This window comes from Cetobacterium sp. 2A (assembly GCF_014250685.1).
In the GTDB taxonomy this organism is placed as follows: Bacteria; Fusobacteriota; Fusobacteriia; order Fusobacteriales; family Fusobacteriaceae; genus Cetobacterium.
In genome coordinates, this window is record NZ_JACFAJ010000006.1 from 99527 (window position 1) to 118796 (window position 19270).

Below are 19270 nucleotides of genomic sequence, written 5' to 3' on the forward strand. Positions count from 1 at the left end.
TTCTATTTATTATTTTACAGAATCTAGTAACATAGACATAAATTTATCTCTATCTAAATCATATATTACTTTAGTGTTATGCTTTTTCCCAAACTTATTGTTTTTATCTACAATAGTAGCTCCAGATGTATATTCACCTTTTGTTTCTATCGCAACATACGCATCTTCACCTTTAAACATTTCTGGACATATTACATAAGCCACTGCGCAAGGATCGTGAAGTGGAACACCAACTTTTCCAGACCCCTTATGATAACCAAAAGCATGTTCTATAACATCTGCTGCTATTTTTCCAATTTCAGTTCCAGAATTTCTCATAGCCTCAATATCAGAGTCATAAGCTACCGCCTTTAAAGTTACATCCAAACCACACATAACTATTGGAATTCCTGAATTAAATACTATATGAGCAGCTTCTGGGTCTACATAGATATTAAACTCTGCCGATGGTGTTACATTTCCTCCATTATCCGCTCCACCCATAATAGTGAACTGATCTATTTTTTCCTTCAGCTCTGGAAATGACAATAAAAATCCAGCTATATTTGTCATAGGTCCAGTTACAATAATATTTACCTTTTCTTCACTCTCTCTAAGAGTTTTTGCTATAAGTTCTACCGCACTAATATTTTCAAAAGTTTTAGAAGTTTTAGGTAAAACAACCCCACCTATTCCACTTTCCCCGTGTACTTCTGGAGCTGTTACAATTGTTCTCATAAGAGGACTTCCACAACCTTTAGCTACTGGAATATTTTCATTTAACATACTAACTAATCTTAAAGCATTTTGAGCTGTATTTTCTATAGTAACATTTCCTGCTGACGCCGTTACTGCTTTTACATCTAATTTTTCACTTGAAAAAGCCAATATAAGAGCTACTGCATCGTCACATCCAGGATCACAATCAATTATAACTGGTATTTTTTTCATCTATAATTCCCCCTTAATATTTAGTTAAATTAAAAATTTATAGTGTAATGCACCCCATACGAATGATTATTTTCATCAGAATTTGCCTGATTTCTTCCAGTAAAGTTATCATTTATTTGATAAGTATAACTTACTCCAAAATTATTATAACTCAATCTAACTTGATTATTTAAAGCTAAAGCAGTTTTTTTAGCATTCTCTCCTCTTTCGCTAGTCTTAAGATCAAAATCATAATCTCCCCAACCTCCGAAAGTTAATTTAAATCCATTTTGGAAATCATGTATTGTAGCTCCATATGAAATTGCTACAGTATAACCATCCCATTGATTTTCATGTGCACCAAAATTTTTGTTATTATACTTAGAATATAAATTGGCTTTAAAGAAATCCATCTTAGGAACATTTAAATCTACACCTAAACCTACATAATGATAATCTAATCTTCCATGATTTCCATTTGTACCTTTGTAAGTATAAGATAAAAACCACTCATTTATAGGTCCTATTGAAAGATCTTTATTTATTAGTCCATCTATAGAAATTCTTGGATTAATTTTTACAAATACTGTTTCTGAATTATTGTATTTGCTACTCTTAGGGTCTTTAAAAATATCGTTTCTATCTAAAAACCAATATAAATCTAAAAGTTTATATCTATTTGCTCCCTCTACCTCTAAATAACTGTCTCTACCAGCCGCTCCAAAAGCATCAGGTTGATTATGGCCTTTATAGATGCTAAGTCCTAACATGTTAAAATTATAGGGCTCATATTTTGCAAATGATACTGTTGATAATAATGCAAATGCACCTATTAAAAATTTTGTTTTCATATAAATTTATGCTCCTTCTCGTAGTGTTTTAATTTTATTTTATAATAATACTTTTATCTGATATTTTTGTTTTTATATCTTCTAGTTTTTTTAAGTTATCTTCACCTATTATCTCTCTTGTAAATTCAAATTCAGTAGTTCCAACTCCATTTTCAGCAATTCCATAAATTACATTACCTGTAGTGAATTTATTTTCCTGAATATCTTTTACTGCGTTATAAACTGCAACGTCAACATTTTTAAGCATCGATGTTAATACAACTCCTGGTGCAACCTCATCTTGATTTGAATCAACACCTATAGCATATACACCCTTTTCTTTTGCTGCATCTATAACTCCCATTCCCGTTCCTCCGGCAGCGTGATAAACAACATCTGCTCCTTGATTTATTTCAGAAATTGCATTTTCTTTTCCTCTTACTGGGTCGTTAAATGGATTAGTTCCTGTCGTATAAACTGAAAGAACTTTTATATTTGGATTTATATATTTTGCTCCTTGCTCATACCCAGATTCAAATCTTTTTATTAAAGAACTTTCCATTCCACCAACAAATCCAACTGTCCCTGTTTTAGACATCATAGCTGCTAGAGCTCCCATAAGAAAAGATCCTTCTTGATCTTTGAAATTTAGAGATCTCACATTTGGTAATTCAACAACATCGTCTATTATCGCAAACTTTTTATCAGGGTAATCATTTGCAACTGATTTTAGAGCATCTGTCATTAAAAATCCTGTTCCAATTATAAGATCATAATCAGCATCTGCATACTCTCTTAAAAACTCCTCATCTTCAGCTGGTGAAGCTGGTTCTACAAATTTAAATTCTATTCCTAACTCTTTTTTGGCTTTTTCCAACCCTCTATAAGCAGAATCATTAAAAGATTTATCTCCTAGTCCCCCAGTTGATAACACCAATCCTACTCTTACTAACTCTTTTGAAAAACTATTTAGGCTCATTAATATTCCTAAAGATAACATTGCTAACTTCTTCATAAATTTAAATCCTCCTCTAGAATAAAAAAAACTGGTTTTACCTCTATAAGTGAAGTAAAACCAGTACATAAAAAGTTTCTATACTATAGTTCTTCACTCATAGTGGCTAATTTAAGGTTAACCGTAGAAACTTTCTTCCATATCAAGAATATATATGAGTATTTTTCTAAACCATATACCTGGTTTATAGTTAGAATTATAAAATATATAAGTTGATAAGTCAATTCATTTTTTTGCTATTGATTACTTATAATATTGCATGGTATATATAATTAACAATATAATTTAAGAGGAGGAAATAAACATCAAATATTTACTTATTTTTTTAGCCTTTGTTTCATTATTTGTAGGAATAATCGGAATCTTTATTCCTATATTTCCAACTGTCCCTTTTATAATTCTATCTATATATTTATTTAGTAAATCTTCAAAAAAATTTCATCTTTGGATTTCAAATAATAAATATTTTAAAAAATATCTTAGTGATTATCTGAAAAAAAAGAAATGATTTTAAACTATTTATTCACTCTATTAAATCTTTTAATTATTTTGTTTGACTCTTCAGAAACATTTTTTAATATTTCAACAACACTTTCTTTTCCTTCATAATTTCTCTCCATAGCTTGAACCATCTTTTCTCTAACCTCAGGGAAAGAACCCAAAATTGCTCCTTGTGTAGTATATGAAAGAGTCGTAGCTTTCATTGCTCCACCATCATCAGATTCTTTATTAACTGGATAATATCCTGTATTTGCTGCCCAGTATGTTTGAACATCTTTTGAGACAGCGTACTTTATAAAATCCCATGCTGCGTTTTGATTCTCATCATTTACAGAATTAGTTATCCAAAGTGAGGCTCCACCTATTAAACTTCCATAAAATTCTCCACTTTCATTTGGAATAAAACTTGTTCCAACTTCAAAATTCGAATTTTTTATTATCCCTTTTATTCCAGCTGAAGAATCTAAAAACATTGCTACTTTTCCAGAAGTAAAAGCTGTTCTTGTTGAATCCCAATCTCTTCCATAAGATGTTGCGATATTCTTTTTATACATATTTTGTAACCAACTAAATACTGGTTCTAAATTTTTGTCGTATACCACTTGAGTTGGAAGGTTTCCATTTCTTCCATTTTTTTCATCTACATATAATCCATTTTGATTTGCAAGAAGTTGCTCGATAAACCACCCATACATTATCATAGAAAATCCATATCTATCAATTGTTCCATTTTTATTCTTCTTTGTTAATTTTTCTGAATATTCTACAAATTCATCGTAACTTTTAGGTGGTTTTTCAGGATTTAATCCGGCTTCTTTAAAGGCATCTTTATTATAAACCAAAATTGCTGTTGAAGAGTTAAATGGCATTGAATACAACTTATTATTTATTCTATAATAATTTAAAAGTGGCTCCTCTAATTTACTTTGATCAAAATTTTCCTTTTCTATAAAATTTTGAATAGGTGTTATACTTCCACTTCTGTACATAAATGCTGTTGATACATCATTCATCTGAACTATTGCAGGAGCTTCAGTTGTTCCTGAAACGGCTTTAAATTTCGCTATCGCCTCTTCATAAGATCCTTGATATATTGCTTCTACCTCTATTTTTTCCTGTGAATTATTGTAATCTCCAACTATTTTATCTAATGTTTTTTCAAGTCCACCACTCATCGAATGCCAAAAGACAACCTTTTCTTTTGCAATTAACCCTGTACTAAATAATAGACCCATTAAAATCATGCTAATCTTTTTTAAAATATTCATTTATTCCTCCCCATTTTTTTATTCTTTTACTGCTCCAGATGTAAGTCCTTTTTGAATTTGCTTTTGTCCAAGAAATAATACAACCAGAGATGGGATAACTACCATGATAACTGCAGCCATCAACACTCCAAAATTATTGGCTGTTTCTTGAGATTTCAACATTTTTAAACCAATTTGAATTGTTCTAGATTCGGGTCTGGTAGAAATCATAAGAGGCCAAAGATACATATTCCACATTGAAAGGAAAGCATATATTCCCCATGTACTTAAAATTCCTTTTGATAGTGGTAGTACTATTCTTAAGTATATAAACAAATGTCCACACCCATCTATTTTTGCAGCCTCTATTAAAGATTTATTTAAAACTTTAAATTGTTGAACCATAAGAAATATTCCAAGTCCATTTGCTATAAAAGGTAAAAATATTGCAACTCTACTATTTAAAAGACCCAAATTTAAAATAGTGAAGTAATTTGGAATAAAAATTGATTCCCAAGGAATAAAAACAGATAACATAATAATTAAAAATATTTTATCCTTAGATTTGAAATTTATAAATACAATAGAATAAGCAGCTAAACTACATATTATTATCTGTAAAATCATCCCTAAAACTGAAGTTATTAGGCTATTAACGAAAAAGTTAGTGATTGGGATTTGTTCCAACAAAGATTTATAATTTGATAGATTTAAACTACTTGGAATGATTTTCCCACCCATTATATCGGCTGTGCTCATAAAACTTGTCATCACTGCATATATCAGCGGAAATGCTACTAAAATTGAAAATATCAGTAGTAAACCATAGGAAACTATTTGCCTTAGTCTAAAGTTTTTTAATTTTAAAAATTTTATCATTGGTAATGCACCTTTCTTTCGAATTTAAATTTGAAGAACATTATTATACAAATTATTGTTAATAAAATTATTCCTTGAACACTTGCATAATCAAATCTATAATTTGTAAAGGCAGTTTTATAAATACTATACACTATAAAGTTTGTCGAATTAGAAGGTCCTCCACCTGTCAAAATATCAACTTGACCGAAGCTTTGAAAAGATTTTAAAGTTGTAGTTATTAACAAATAAAATATGCTGGGACTCAAAAGTGGTAAAGTTATTTTTAATAATTTTTGAAAATATGAAACCCCATCTATTTGAGAGCTTTCATCTATCTCAACTCCTATATTTTGCAATCCAGAAGTTAAAACTAAAAATCCAAATCCAATATTCATCCATATCGTTGTTATTGCTACTGCCCAAATGGAATAGCTCGAATCTGTAAACCAGTTTATTGGTAATATTCCTATGAACTTTAAAGATTCATTAATCATTCCAATACTTGGATGAAATAAGAATAATACAATTGAAGCTCCTGCCGATACAGATATTCCCATCGTAGATGAAAAAATAGTTCTAAACAGTGGAACCCCTTTTAATTTTTCATTACATAGTATCGCTAAAATTAAAGATATAAGAATACTAAATATTACTGTTATTGCTGAAAATTTTAATGTAGCTATCAACCCTTCGTAAAACGATTTATCTGTGAATAACTCATAGAAGTTCTCCAACCATGCCATTTCTACAATTTTTCCATGCTCATTTGTAAAAGTTACACTATAAACCATCGTTTTTATTAAAGGATAAATATAAAAAGTAATTATTATCAATAGAGCTGGGATTGAAAATAATATTCCCGGCATCTCTTTTTTTATTTTATTTTTCATCTTCCCCTCCTCATAGTTATATTGATATGATACTTTTCTTATGTTAATCAAAAATTAATATTTGGTAAAAAAATGGTAAACAAAAAAAACAAAAAAAAAGAAGCCAAAATACTCTAGCTTCTTTATCTTTCTTTAATATTCAATTTCTTAAAATACTCTCTATTTTTTGAAAATTCAATCCAATCTATTTTATGAACCGGTATTTTTAATTCTTTAAATGGATCGTCATATCCATCTATTCTAATTACCAAATCAAACTCTTCTTCTTTTATCATTGATTTAAAATCATCAAAATAAGAAACTACCTGAAGTCTTTCATAATAATATCCCTTACTTAAAGTTTTTATAACTAGCTCTCCCAACCAAAAGTTAACAGAACTATCAACAACTAATATTTTTTTATAATAGGAATCATGATATCTTTTTTCAGACTCAATTATCATCTCCAAAAAAATCACAATTTTATAACAACTATGTTTATGAATAAATATATCATATTCTCTTGCCATTCTATAGATGCTCTTACGAAATTCATTTTCATACTCATAATCCATCTTTTCATAATCCATAGTTCCACTTGAACAACTAAACTCTTTTTCATGTATTGCTGTAATTAAAAGATTATACATAAACATTCTATTTCGATTAGAAAGTCTTCCATGAATTCCTTCTATCCTAATGAAAAACTTTTTAATGTTTTCTTCTACAAAACTAAATTCGCCAAATGATTCATCATCAATTTTAGCTAAAAGTATCGATATTTTTACAATATTTTTATTTACGAGTTCTGAATTTAAACTTAATAACTCATCTTTATATTTTTTCAAAAACTCTTTTTGATAAGAAGATAGTTCTTTCTCACTATCATCGAAATTAATTCCTCTAGAATTTTTTGAAATTTTTTCTCCTATTAATAATATTGATAAAAGTTCGTAGTAACAGCTTATACTAAACTTTAAGGGAAATAAACAGATTATTTTTTTACATAGTTCTTCTATATTATTTTTTTCATCTTCTTGAAAAAATGTTCTATAAATATTTCTATAAAATGGATAATCTTTTTTAAGAAAAATCAGTACAAGTATCTTTTGTAAAAAATTATACTTATCTCTAAAATCTCCCTTAATAACTATTCCACTTCCACTTTTGCTCTCAATAGATTGATTAAATTTTATAGCTATTTTTCTACATTCTATTAAATCATTTTGCAATGTTTTTCTATTTAAATCTAAATTTATGGATTCTTGTGATAAGTTTATACTCTGATTAGTCAAAAGTTTAAATAAAATATAATAGCAACGATCATCTTTAGAAGGTGAGAAATTATCACCCATAAGCTTGAGTATTGTTTTTTTATTATCCGATGAAATCTCATATACTCCATGAGATACTTTTATTGATGGAAATTTTGCTGAAACTAGTTTGATATCCAATTGTCTCAAACATTTCTTCACCAAACTCTCACTTCCTGAAACATTTTCTAGGATTGTCCTTAATTTCACTCTTTCTTTTCCCAAGAGAAATTTCAACAATTCATATTCTTTTTCTTTAAACTCAAAAGTAAACCTCAATTATTATTCTTCCTCTCTAAAACTACATTCTTATGGAAATTTTGTAACTTTTAAAATTCATAATTTTTACAATATACATTTTAACACATTATTGTTATAATTTCTACAAGAACACTTAATTTCGTACAAAAAGTTTGGAATAGAGATATTCTGGGGGGATTTATTGGGTGGGGACCTAATATATATATAAATGGCGTGAAGTCTTACTTCACGCCATTTTCAGTTCTAATCTTCCAACATATGATTTAATCTATTTTTTTTAGTTTGTAGGTAAAATTTATTTACAGGATTACAAGGAATCTGTATTATCTTTCTTTTCGTAACCTTAAGTCCATATTTTTCTAATCCCTTTATTTTTCTAGGATTATTAGTCATTAGATTCACTGATTTCACACCTAATAGCTTTAACATTTGACTTGCTACAGCGTAATCTCTCATATCAGCTTCAAAACCAAGCTGTAAATTAGCATCTACAGTATCTACTCCTTGTTGTTGAAGTGCATAAGCTTTTATCTTATTAAGAAGACCTATCCCTCTACCTTCTTGTCTCATATAAAGGACTACACCCTCTCCAGACTTCTCTATCGAACTTAGAGCCTCTCCAAGCTGATCTCCACAATCACACTTTAATGATCCTAAAACATCACCAGTTAAGCATTCCGAATGAATTCTTGTTAAAACATTCTCTTTCCCAGAAATATCTCCTTTAACTAAAGCTATATGCTCTTTATTATCTATAGTATTTGAAAATCCGACAACTCTAAAAGTTCCATATTTTGTTGGAACTATAGCTTCACACTCCAATTCAGTCTGAGATTCTACTCTTTTTCTGTATGTTATTAAATCTTCTATAGTTATCATTTTCAAATCATGTTTTTTGCAAAATTCTGCTAAGTCTGGAACTCTTGCCATAGTTCCGTCATCTTTTAATATCTCACAGATTACTCCTGTTGGGGCACATCCTGAAAGCCTTGCTAAATCAACAGCTGCCTCAGTGTGTCCTGGTCTTTCTATAACTCCACCTTTTTTAGCTACAAGAGGGAATATATGTCCTGGTCTTTTAAATTCTGCTCCACTCTTTGCATCCGTAGCTAAATCTCTAACCGTTTTTAATCTATCAGCTACAGAAATTCCAGTTGTTGTTCCAACTAAAGAATCAACAGAAACTGTAAAGGCTGTTCCATGTGAATCACTATTTCTTCCAACCATTTGTCTTAAGTGCAGTTCATCAGCTCTTTCTTCTGTTATAGGAACACATATAAGGCCCTTAGCTTCTCTTGTCATAAAATTTATAGACTCGTATGTTACCTTCTCACCAATTCCGATTAAATCTCCTTCGTTTTCTCTACCTTCATCATCTACAACTACAACTAATTTTCCATTTTTTAAATCTTCCAATGCTGCATCTATAGTATCAAACATTTAATTACCTCCGTTTTTTAAATAAATCCGTTCTGTAAAAGAAAATTACCAGTTATTGACGATTTAGAACCATTTTCTTTTGAATCTTTAGATAAAAGGATTTTTTCTACAAATTTTCCTATCAAATCAGTTTCTATATTTACCTTATCACCCGATTTTTTATTCCCTAAAATAATCATATTTTGAGTATGTGGAATTATCGAAACTGTAAAAGATGTTTCTTCAACTGTCGCTATTGTAAGACTGGCTCCATCAATAGCTACTCTTCCTTTTTCCACTATGAATTTCATATACTCTTTAGGCAATTCTATTTTATATATTTTAGCAAATCCATCATTTATTAAATTTATAATTAACCCTTCACAATCGACATCTCCAGTTACTAGATGCCCACCCAAAGGTGTTTGAAGTGTTAAAGATTTTTCTAGATTAACTTTATTTCCTATTTTTAAATTTTTAAGCCCTGTTCTTCTAACCGTTTCATTCATAACATCAGCTGAAAAATAATTTTTTCCAATTTCTACAGCTGTAAGACAAACTCCATTAGTTGCTATGCTATCTCCAATTCTACTATTTTCTATAACTTTTAAACATTTAACTTTTAATCTTATTCCATTAGGAGTACTTTCGATAGCAAGGACACTTCCCATCTCTTCAACTAATCCTGTAAACATACTATTTCCTCCTATTTTTTAAATTCTAAACCAATATTATCACCGTAAATATTATACTTAACATTTTTTAACTCAATTGCCTCAGAAATTAAACTTCTAGAAAAACCGTCTACAAATGGAATGCTTGTACTATCACCTAGTATTTTGGGTGCTATAAAAATTTCTCCTGCATCTATCAAGTTATCTCTAAATAGTTGAGAAATCACACTGCTTCCACCTTCAACTAAAATCGAATCTATCCCAAGTTTTCCTACCTGTTTAAAAATATCTTTTAACTGAAACTCATTTTCTGGCAAAGTAATAAACTTTATTTTATACTTTTCTTTTAGAATGCTATATTTTTGGGTTTCTACCATCTGTTTACTAGTGACTATGATAGTCTTCTCATCTTCATTGTTAGAAATTACTTTATATTCATATGGAATATCTAGCTTAGAATCTATTATAATTCTAACTGGATTTCTTCCACCTTCCATTCTGCAATCTAGTGTTGGATTATCATGTAATACACTATTTTTCCCTAGCATTATTCCCATAAATTTATTCCTATACATTTGAACTTTTTCTCTAGCTAAAGAATTTGTTATCCATTTTGAAGAGAAATCTTTCGTGGCTATTTTCCCATCCAAAGTTATTCCACATTTTAAAAATATAAACGGCAACTTTTCTTCCACATATTTAAAAAAAACTGAATTAATCTCTAGCGCTTCTTTTTCAAGAATTCCAACTTGAACCTCTATTCCAGCATCTTTTAATTTTTTAATGCCTTTTCCTGAAACTAACGGATTAGAATCTAAAGTTGCTACCACACATCTTTTTATTTTACTCTCTATTATTTTATCAACACATGGTGGAGTTTTCCCTGTATGAGAACAAGGTTCCAATGTCACATATAATGTTGCCCCTTCTGCCAATTCACCTATTTTATTTAAGGCATTTCTTTCAGCATGAGCTTCGCCATATTTTTCATGGTATCCTGTTGATATTATTTTATCATTTTTTACTACTACAGCTCCTACTAAAGGGTTGGGATTTACTCTCCCCTCCCCTTTAATAGCCTCATTTAGAGCTAGCCTCATATATTCAATATCTTTTTTTATCATTATAATCAACTACAGATTTTTTATTAAGTTAACCATTTCAATTGCAGAAACTCCAGCTTCAAATCCTTTATTACCAGCTTTTGTTCCAGCTCTTTCTATAGCTTCTTCTATACTATTTACTGTTAATACACCAAATATTATAGGAACTCCTGTTTCCATAGAAGCGCTAGCAACTCCTTTTGAAACTTCTGAACATACAAAGTCAAAATGAGGTGTTGCTCCACGAATAACTGCTCCTAACGTGATAACAGCATCATATTTTCCACTTTCAGCCATTTTTTTAGCAATCAACGGAATCTCATATGCTCCGGGAACCCATGCTACATGAGTGTTTTCTTCTGGAACCTCATGTCTTTTTAAACCATCTAAAGCACCACCAAGAAGTTTTGAAACTATAAACTCATTAAATCTAGCACAAACTATTCCAACCTTAATACCTTTTCCTACAAAATTACCCTCATAAACCTTTACCATTTGTCGTCCTCCTCGAGAATTTATTTATAAAATAAAAAAACCGAAGATAGACTCCGGGCGATAAATAAAAAAGTATGTTAAAAAATAACACTTCTTCCATCCAGACTTTAACTGTCGGTACTGGAGTTTCACCAGTTCAAGCCAAAAGGCTTCGCGGACTCTAACCGCCGGTAGGGAATCACACCCTGCCCTGAAGTATATCTAATTCAATATTTGGTTTGTTCGCTTTGATTATATTTCATAGATTTTCAATTGTCAAATATTTTTTTCCAATGTTTCGTTTTAAATTTTTTTTAAATATAGTATAATACTATTAAATGCTTTGTAAAACGGGAGGATGTGTAATGGATCAAAGAATAAAAACTTTAGCAAAAAATTTAATAAATTATTCTTGCAAAATTCAAAAAGGGGAAAGAGTTTTAATAGAATGTATTGGGGATACGCCTAAATCTCTTGCAAAAGCTCTAGTTGAGGAAGCTTACTTAGCTGGCGGATTACCTTTTGTGAGCTTAAAAGATACTAGTGTTACAAGAGCAATTCTTAAAGGTATTTCAGAAGAGCAAGCTGCCCTTATGGCAAAATATGAACTTGAAAGAATGAAAGATATGGATGCTTATATTGGTATCAGAGGTGCTGATAATATTGCTGAACTTTCAAATATAGAATCTAAAAATATGAAAATATATAATGAAATATTTATGAACCCTGTTCATATGAATGAAAGAGTAAACAACACTAAATGGGTTGTTTTAAGATATCCAAATAATTCTATGGCTCAACTTGCAAATGTATCTTTAGAAGAATTTGAAGATTTCTATTTTGATGTTTGTAATCTGGATTATTCTAAAATGGGAGATGCTATGGAATCTCTTGTAAATCTTTTAAATAGAACAGATAAAGTAAGAATTACTGGTTCTGGTACAGATTTATCTTTCTCAATAAAAGATATTCCAGCTGTTAAATGTTCAGGTCTTAGAAACATTCCAGATGGAGAAGTATATACTGCGCCTGTTCTAGATTCTGTAAATGGAACTATTACATATAACTCACCTTCTGTTTATCAAGGTACAACTTTTGAAAATATCACTTTTAAATTTGAAAATGGAAAAATCATTGAAGCTACATCTAACAACACAGAAAAATTAAATGAAATTCTTAATATTGATAATGGAGCAAGATATATAGGTGAATTTGCTATTGGAGTAAATCCATACATCCTTAAACCTATGAAAGATACTCTATTCGATGAAAAAATTGCTGGAAGTATCCACTTCACACCAGGTCAAGCTTATGAAAAAGCAAATAATGGTAATAAATCATCTATCCATTGGGATTTAGTAATGATTCAAAGACCTGAGTACGGTGGTGGAGAGATATGGTTTGACGACGTTCTTGTAAGAAAAGATGGAATCTTTGTTTTAGAAGAGTTAAACTGTTTAAATCCAGAGAATCTAAAATAACAAGGAGAATAATATGAACATACTTATGGCCCTATCTCAACTCGAGGTAACTGGAGCTGAAGTTTATGCAACAACTTTAAGTGACGAATTAATCAGCAGAGATAATAATGTTTACATAGTTTCAGATACTTTAACAAAAGAGTCTAAGGCTGAATATTTCAAGATACAGTTTAATAAAAGAAGTTTTTCTGAGAGATTTTCTCAAGTTAAAAATCTATTGAAAATTATCAAAGAAAAAGATATACATGTGATTCACGCACACTCTAGAGCGTCATCTTGGAGCGCTTCTATTGCAGCCAAAATAGCTGGTATCCCACTTGTTACTACAATCCACGGAAGACAACCAGTCCACCTAAGTAGAAAGATTATAAAATCTTTCGGTGATTACTCTATAGCTGTTTGTGAAAATATTAAAAATCAAGTAATAAATGATTTAGGTGTAAATCCTAAAAACATTTCAGTCCTTAGAAATCCTATAGACGAAACAAAATATCCCTTTATAGGAAAAAGTCATTCTTCTGATAGAAAAATAATTTCGATAATTGGAAGATTATCTGGTCCAAAAGGTGAGGTTACTCTAAAACTTCTAGAAATGTTATATAAAAGAAAAGATTTTAAAATACAAGTAATTGGTGGAAAAGTTATTCCTCAAGAATTTAAAAAATATGAAAAAGAAGTAGATTTTTTAGGATATATTGATAATGTTTCAGAAAAAATTGCTGAATCAGATATCGTAATAGGTGCTGGAAGAGTTGCGGTGGAAGGAATTTTATCTGGAAAACCTACTATTGCAATCGGCGAAGCAACTTCAATTGGACTTATAACAAAGGACACTCTTAAAAAAGCTCTAGATTCAAATTTTGGTGATATCGGAAAAGAACCAAAAGCTGAATTTTATTGGCAAAATATACTAAAAGACGTTGACAATGCATTTTCTCTTTCTAATGAAAATCTACTTTGTTTAAGAAATATGATTTCTGAAGAGTTTTCTTTAAATGAAATTGTAAAAAAAATTGAACTAATTTATGAAAAACAGATTATAAAAAAAAGAAAATATGAAATTCCTGTTATAATGTATCATAGAGTTATTAAAGATGAAAGTGAAAAAGGTGTACATGGAACTTACGTTACTTTAGAAAATTTTGAAAAACATATGGAATATTTAAAGTATAATGGTTATGAAACAATCACATTTAAAGATCTTTTAGATAATAACTTTAAAAAAAGATTTGATAAAGATAAAAAATGGGTTATGTTAACCTTTGATGATGGTTATGTAGATAACTATGAGAATGCATTCCCAATTTTAAAAAAATATGGATTTAAAGGAGTCATTTATTTAGTTTCTGATTTGAACTACAATAAGTGGGATGTAGACAACGAAGAAAACCCTGAAAGGAACTTCAAGCTTATGGACACAAAACAAATTCTTGAAATGAAAGAATATGGAATAGAATTTGGTGGTCATACTCTAACTCATCCAAGGCTCTCTAAAATAGACTTAGAACTTGCTAAAAATGAAATGTTAAAATCTAAAATTACTATTGAAAATAAAATTGGATGTCCTCTATATTCATTTGCTTATCCCTACGGTGATTTAAATGAAAGTGTAAAATCTTTTGCTAAAGAGATTGGATATCCATTTGCTGTAGCTACTGATTCTGGTCCAGGAATTTTTTCTGAAGATTTATATCAAATTAGAAGAATTGCCATATTTCCTACGAATAATATGTTCAACTTCAAAAGAAAAGTTTCTGGAAAATATATAATAAATAAACTTGGGAAAAGTTTTTAATTCAGGAGGAATTATGAAAAAAACTCTAATGACAATTGGAATTATATGTATGTTTGCAAATAATATCTTTGCTTCTGAGGAGCTTCTTAATAATGGTGGCTTTACTGAAGTTGTAAATGACTCAGAAACTATGTTTGGAGTTGGTATTGGAGTTGGCGTATCAAATTCACTTTATAAAGGTGTTGATGATAAAGGATATCCAATCCCACTTTTAGATATCGATTATGGAAATTTTTATGTTAAGGGACTAGATATAGGGTACGATCTTTTCCAAAATGATGTACTTGCATTCTCTATATTTATGAATCCATTAACTGGATTTAAAGTTAAGGGAAGCGATTTAGAAACTGGATATAAAGATATTGATGATAGAGAGCTTCAAGCCATGTTTGGAGTTCATATGGGTATTGATACAAAGTTTGAAAATATTAAAGCTACAATTTCAGTATCTGGTGGCGAACATGGTTCAAGAGGTCAATTAGCACTTTTTAAACCTTATTCTCCGACTGATAATTTTATACTTATTCCATCTGCACATATTAACTATTATTCTGCTGATTACACTGACTATTATTTCGGTGTGGACTCGAAAGAAACTTTCAAATATCGTCCCTCTAACGTAAAACTTAGAAATTCATATTCTCCTGATGCAGGATATTCACTTGGTCTAAACTTAACAGGAGAGTATCGTTTAAGAGATGATATCGCATTAATGGCATTCTTAGGAATAGAAAAATTTTCAGACGAAATATCAGATTCTCCACTTGTTGAAAATGATGTAATTTATTTAATGGGTGTAGGAGCTAAATATTACTTCTAAAGGAGCGTACTTATGAAATACAAAGCAGTTATCTGTGATTTGGACGGAACTCTTCTAAACTCAGATCATACAATCTCAGAATTTACTAAAAATATAATTTCAAAAGTAAAAAGCAAAGGAATTAAGTTCTTTATTGCTACAGGTAGACACTATCAAGATGCCAAAGTTTTTAAGGATATGTTAGAATTAGATAGTTTTATGATTACATCAAATGGCGCTAAAGTCCACGATGAAAATAGTTTCGAAATTATCTCAAATAACATTCCAAGCGATTTATCAGATGAAATTATCGATATAACTTTATCAAAAGAAATACATAAAAATTTATATCAAGATGACTTTTGGTACGCAGAAAAACCTCTTCATGATGGAGAAGAATTCCATAAAGAATCTGGATTTACACATGTTCTAAAGCCTTTCGAAGAACTGAAAGGAAAGGATGTAACAAAATTTTTCTACATTTGTGAAGATGAAGAAAAAATAAGAGATTTAGAAGAAGAATTTATGACTAAATTCAAAGGTAAATTGAATGTAACTTTATCTCTTGGAACTTGTTTAGAGATTATGAATAGGGGAATTTCAAAAGCTACAGCTATCCAACAAGTTCTTGAAAAAGAGGGACTTACTATGGAAAATGCGATAGCATTTGGAGATGGTTTAAATGATTATGAAATGTTAAAAGGAGTTGGAAAAGGTCTTATAATGGGAAATGGAAATTATAGACTTATGGAAGCTCTTCCCGACAATGAAGTAATTGATACAAATGATGAAGATGGAGTAGCTAAATATCTAAGCGCTCTTTTCTTATAAAGAAAGCCTCCAAAATAAATTTTGGAGGCTTTTTCTATTTTTTACCATTTTCTAATAAAAATATTGTTCTTACATTAACTTGTAAATCTAAACTTTCTGGTGAATATATTTGCACATCCTGTTTTGGCATTGCTGAAAGACTCATCATATAAGGTTGTCTTTGCATATAATTATAATCATATTCTATATTTAAAGGCTTTATATTTTTATATCCAGCCTCTTGACCTACTGCCTGAGCTTTTCCATACGCATCCTTATAAGCTAAAACCATCGCCTCTTTTAACATCTCATCTTCTTTACTCGAATAAAAATTTAATCCTGAAACTTCATTTACACCCGACTTTTCAAGCGCTGCTATAATTGAACCAATTTTTTCTAAATCAGACACCGTGATACTAAATCTATTTCTTACATAATATTTTGAAACTGTGTCTTTCTCGTTTTCTTTTGCCCTATTAAGTGAATATTCTTTGGTTTTTATATCCTTTTTATCTATCGATAAATTTTTCAATTCATTGTCTACCTGTTCCATAATTTTTCTATTATTTTCTGTAGCTTTACTTAAATCTTCATTAATACTTAAAACTGTAAAATCAATATCCGCTCTGTCAGGAGCTAATTTTATAATTCCTTTTCCTTGAAGAGATAATTTCTGTTCTATCCCCTCAGAATAAATAAAAGAACCTAAAATTATAAATATTAATACGACCATTTTCTTCATGTTATACCATCCTTATTTTTTATTTTTAAAATAAATCCACTAATTCTTCAAAAAAATGTTATAATAATATAATAGACTATAAAAATTTTAGGAGATGTTTAGATGGGATTTATAAAAGTTGAAAATATTCAAAAAAAATCTTCTTATAAAATCGAGTTATACGGAGAAAAAATGAAACATAACGGCGAAGAATTCGATACTCTTTTGTCTCGTGAAATTTATAAAAATATCGACCTAGCGGAAAGATCTATTTCTAATCTTATAGAAAATCTTAAACCCGATTCAGAAATCAGAATTTCTCAAAAAATAGAAAGAGACGATTGGAAATTACTAGATGTAATTACTTATAATAAATAAACTTTCAATTTCCTTTATTTTTTTAATAAAGAGGATGTTCAAAAACTTTCTAGAATATTAATCTGAATTTATAAAAGCATTTTCATTTTAAAAGGAGATGGTGATATGAAAAAGATTTGGATATTCTTGATGGTTACTTTTTTATTGATACTACAGGGGTGTAGTTCTCTAAATAGTAAAGTTGTAGCTGTAGACTCATACTCCACAGTTCCAGTTCCCGGTGGTACATATTATCTTTCTAGTGAAACAAAAGACTTAGAATTGCAACAAGAAGCTTTTGCTATGAATCTTTCGGAAATGTTAGCTGCTAAAGGATATGCTAGAGTTTACAATAAAAAAGCTGCTCAATACAACATCGTTTTTAACTATAGTTCAACTGGGCCTTTAACTTCAATGCAATCTTACCAAGTTCCTGTAAATCCATGGTGGAGTAGCGGACCTGATATGTATGGTGGTATTTATGATGGTTATTTTGGTCCACAATGGGTGAACTCAGTAGAGGCTACAACTTATTTTGTTAAGAAATTAGAAGTTTCTGCATACTCTGCTAACGGAAAACCTGTTTGGCAAGTTGTTGGAACTATGAAGAGCTTCAACTCTGAAATAAGAGGAAGTTTTGATTATCTAGTATCTGGAATTTCCCCATTTGTAAATAGAAGTTCCAATCAAATAGTTTATGTTGATGTTTCTCAAGACCAAGCTACCGGAACTTTAGTTCCAACAGTTTCAGATTACTAAAATAAAGCTAGAACGGTTCTAATACTGTTCTAGTTTTTTTTATTAAAAAAATGTTCTTGACTTTTTTACTAAATTTTATTATTATTTATATATACAAAATAAGTATATTTTAAATTTTAGGAGGATTAATATGAAAATAATGTTATTTACAACACCTACTTGTCAATACTGTGGACCAGCTAAAGAGTTACTTACTGATGTAGACGGTGTAGAATATATAGATGCTACACAAAATTTAGATTTAGCTCAAATGTATGGAATTAGATCTGTTCCTGCTTTAGTTGTTGAAAAATGTAGTGGAGCACAAGTATTTACTGGTCTTGATCAAATTTCACAATTTGTAGACAACCAAGCTAACCCATCTGGTGGATGTGGATGTAGCTGCGGACATTAATTTATAACAAAGAACCTCTTAGCCTTAATGGCTGAGAGGTTCTTTTTCATTTTATTATCTTCCCCATGTATCTGGAGTTTTATTCCATTTAGATGCTGTTTCAGCGTCTTCTTTTGTTAAATATTTTTCATCTTCTGCAACTTGTATTAAAGTACTGAAGTTTGATAAAGATTCCCAAGGAATTCCTGCCGATTTGAAGTTGTTATAAGCTTTATCGAACTCATAAGAGAATATAGCAAGCACTTCTACTTCTGTAGCTCCTGCTTCTCTTGCCGCATCTACAGCCTTTATAGAACTTCCTCCTGTAGATATCAAATCTTCTATTACAACAACTTTCTTTCCTGCAAAATCTGCACCTTCTATTTGTCTTCCAGCTCCGTGAGCCTTCTTTTCTCCTCTGATATAAGACATAGGCTTATTCATTTCAGTAGCTATGAACGCTGCCCAAGGAATTCCTGCCGTAGCTGTTCCTGCTATTATATCAAAATCTTTTTGCTCTAATTTTTTTATAAATTCTTTAACTATTACTTTTCTCTCCTCTGGAAACCCTATCATCTTTCTATTATCACAATAGATTGGACTTTTTATTCCAGACACAAATGTAAATGGAGTTTCTACATTTAATCTAACCGCTTCTGTTGATAATAATGCTCTTGCAACTTTCTTTTCTCTATCCAT

General features: G+C 30.0%; 21 protein-coding genes and 2 riboswitches. Of the genes, 8 read left to right on the top strand and 13 right to left on the bottom strand.

The features are described from left to right. Nucleotides 1-9: 9 nt before the first annotated feature. From H3N56_RS04230 to H3N56_RS04240, 3 genes are read right to left on the bottom strand one after another with little or no spacing between them, the layout of a single operon-like run. Nucleotides 10-930 (bottom strand): nucleoside hydrolase, encoded by a 921-nt coding sequence (locus tag H3N56_RS04230; protein ID WP_185880029.1) that lies wholly within the window; start codon nt 928-930, stop codon nt 10-12. Between the two features lie 29 nt (nt 931-959). After that, nucleotides 960-1760, bottom strand: coding sequence for an outer membrane protein OmpK (locus H3N56_RS04235; RefSeq protein WP_185880030.1), 801 nt, complete (start codon nt 1758-1760; stop codon nt 960-962). A 34-nt stretch (nt 1761-1794) separates the two neighbouring features. Continuing rightward, nucleotides 1795-2754, bottom strand: coding sequence for a BMP family protein (locus H3N56_RS04240; protein WP_185880031.1), 960 nt, complete (start codon nt 2752-2754; stop codon nt 1795-1797). Between the two features lie 80 nt (nt 2755-2834). Then, a riboswitch (purine riboswitch) is annotated at nt 2835-2932 on the bottom strand. A gap of 141 nt (nt 2933-3073) precedes the next feature. On the opposite strand from H3N56_RS04240, the gene H3N56_RS13520 reads away from it, so the two are divergent. Continuing rightward, on the top strand, nt 3074-3262 hold the full coding sequence (locus H3N56_RS13520) for a DUF454 family protein (RefSeq protein WP_370521069.1): 189 nt from the start codon (nt 3074-3076) through the stop codon (nt 3260-3262). Between the two features lie 7 nt (nt 3263-3269). Here the strand turns inward: H3N56_RS13520 and H3N56_RS04250 are convergent, their stop codons facing one another. From H3N56_RS04250 to ribE (H3N56_RS04285), 8 genes are all read right to left on the bottom strand, one after another. Then, complete coding sequence (locus H3N56_RS04250; protein ID WP_185880032.1) at nt 3270-4523, bottom strand: ABC transporter substrate-binding protein; 1254 nt, start codon at nt 4521-4523, stop codon at nt 3270-3272. An 18-nt stretch (nt 4524-4541) separates the two neighbouring features. Then, complete coding sequence (locus H3N56_RS04255) at nt 4542-5381, bottom strand: carbohydrate ABC transporter permease (RefSeq protein ID WP_185880033.1); 840 nt, start codon at nt 5379-5381, stop codon at nt 4542-4544. Then, nucleotides 5378-6253: a carbohydrate ABC transporter permease gene (locus tag H3N56_RS04260; protein ID WP_185880034.1), complete on the bottom strand. Its 876-nt coding sequence runs from the start codon at nt 6251-6253 to the stop codon at nt 5378-5380. Before H3N56_RS04260 ends, H3N56_RS04255 begins: the two co-directional genes overlap by 4 nt. A gap of 122 nt (nt 6254-6375) precedes the next feature. After that, nucleotides 6376-7824 (bottom strand): hypothetical protein, encoded by a 1449-nt coding sequence (locus tag H3N56_RS04265; protein ID WP_185880035.1) that lies wholly within the window; start codon nt 7822-7824, stop codon nt 6376-6378. A 225-nt stretch (nt 7825-8049) separates the two neighbouring features. Continuing rightward, on the bottom strand, nt 8050-9246 hold the full coding sequence (locus H3N56_RS04270) for a bifunctional 3,4-dihydroxy-2-butanone-4-phosphate synthase/GTP cyclohydrolase II (RefSeq protein ID WP_185880036.1): 1197 nt from the start codon (nt 9244-9246) through the stop codon (nt 8050-8052). A gap of 17 nt (nt 9247-9263) precedes the next feature. Further along, entirely contained in the window at nt 9264-9920 is a 657-nt protein-coding gene (gene ribE, locus H3N56_RS04275; RefSeq protein ID WP_185880037.1) for a riboflavin synthase, read from the bottom strand. Between the two features lie 11 nt (nt 9921-9931). Continuing rightward, nucleotides 9932-11023, bottom strand: a complete 1092-nt coding sequence (gene ribD / locus H3N56_RS04280; protein WP_185880038.1) for a bifunctional diaminohydroxyphosphoribosylaminopyrimidine deaminase/5-amino-6-(5-phosphoribosylamino)uracil reductase RibD — start codon at nt 11021-11023, stop codon at nt 9932-9934. A gap of 9 nt (nt 11024-11032) precedes the next feature. Further along, a complete protein-coding gene (ribE, locus tag H3N56_RS04285) occupies nt 11033-11497 on the bottom strand; it encodes a 6,7-dimethyl-8-ribityllumazine synthase (protein WP_185880039.1) in 465 nt (154 codons plus the stop codon). Between the two features lie 84 nt (nt 11498-11581). Beyond that, a riboswitch (FMN riboswitch) is annotated at nt 11582-11699 on the bottom strand. 142 nt (nt 11700-11841) lie between these two features. Between ribE (H3N56_RS04285) and H3N56_RS04290 the strand changes: the two genes are divergently transcribed. The 4 genes from H3N56_RS04290 to H3N56_RS04305 are packed head-to-tail and all read left to right on the top strand — an operon-like array spanning nt 11842 to nt 16382. Next, nucleotides 11842-12957 (top strand): aminopeptidase, encoded by a 1116-nt coding sequence (locus tag H3N56_RS04290; protein ID WP_185880040.1) that lies wholly within the window; start codon nt 11842-11844, stop codon nt 12955-12957. A 13-nt stretch (nt 12958-12970) separates the two neighbouring features. Then, complete coding sequence (locus H3N56_RS04295; RefSeq protein ID WP_185880041.1) at nt 12971-14752, top strand: polysaccharide deacetylase family protein; 1782 nt, start codon at nt 12971-12973, stop codon at nt 14750-14752. Between the two features lie 13 nt (nt 14753-14765). Then, a complete protein-coding gene (locus H3N56_RS04300; protein ID WP_185880042.1) occupies nt 14766-15572 on the top strand; it encodes a MipA/OmpV family protein in 807 nt (268 codons plus the stop codon). Between the two features lie 12 nt (nt 15573-15584). Next, nucleotides 15585-16382: a Cof-type HAD-IIB family hydrolase gene (locus H3N56_RS04305; protein WP_185880043.1), complete on the top strand. Its 798-nt coding sequence runs from the start codon at nt 15585-15587 to the stop codon at nt 16380-16382. Nucleotides 16383-16416: 34 nt separating this feature from the next. On the opposite strand, the gene H3N56_RS04310 is transcribed toward H3N56_RS04305, so the two are convergent. Next, nucleotides 16417-17103 (bottom strand): SIMPL domain-containing protein, encoded by a 687-nt coding sequence (locus H3N56_RS04310; protein WP_185880044.1) that lies wholly within the window; start codon nt 17101-17103, stop codon nt 16417-16419. 102 nt (nt 17104-17205) lie between these two features. Between H3N56_RS04310 and H3N56_RS04315 the strand changes: the two genes are divergently transcribed. The 3 genes from H3N56_RS04315 to H3N56_RS04325 all read left to right on the top strand — a co-directional run bounded on the left by H3N56_RS04315 (nt 17206) and on the right by H3N56_RS04325 (nt 18592). Beyond that, a complete protein-coding gene (locus tag H3N56_RS04315; RefSeq protein WP_185880045.1) occupies nt 17206-17460 on the top strand; it encodes a hypothetical protein in 255 nt (84 codons plus the stop codon). 105 nt (nt 17461-17565) lie between these two features. Continuing rightward, the gene (locus H3N56_RS04320) at nt 17566-18198 is read left to right on the top strand and encodes a hypothetical protein (protein ID WP_185880046.1); all 633 of its coding nucleotides are present in this window, start codon (nt 17566-17568) and stop codon (nt 18196-18198) included. Between the two features lie 130 nt (nt 18199-18328). After that, nucleotides 18329-18592, top strand: a complete 264-nt coding sequence (locus tag H3N56_RS04325; protein WP_185880047.1) for a glutaredoxin domain-containing protein — start codon at nt 18329-18331, stop codon at nt 18590-18592. A gap of 54 nt (nt 18593-18646) precedes the next feature. Here the strand turns inward: H3N56_RS04325 and pyrE are convergent, their stop codons facing one another. After that, nucleotides 18647-19270: an orotate phosphoribosyltransferase gene (gene pyrE / locus H3N56_RS04330; protein ID WP_185881067.1), complete on the bottom strand. Its 624-nt coding sequence runs from the start codon at nt 19268-19270 to the stop codon at nt 18647-18649.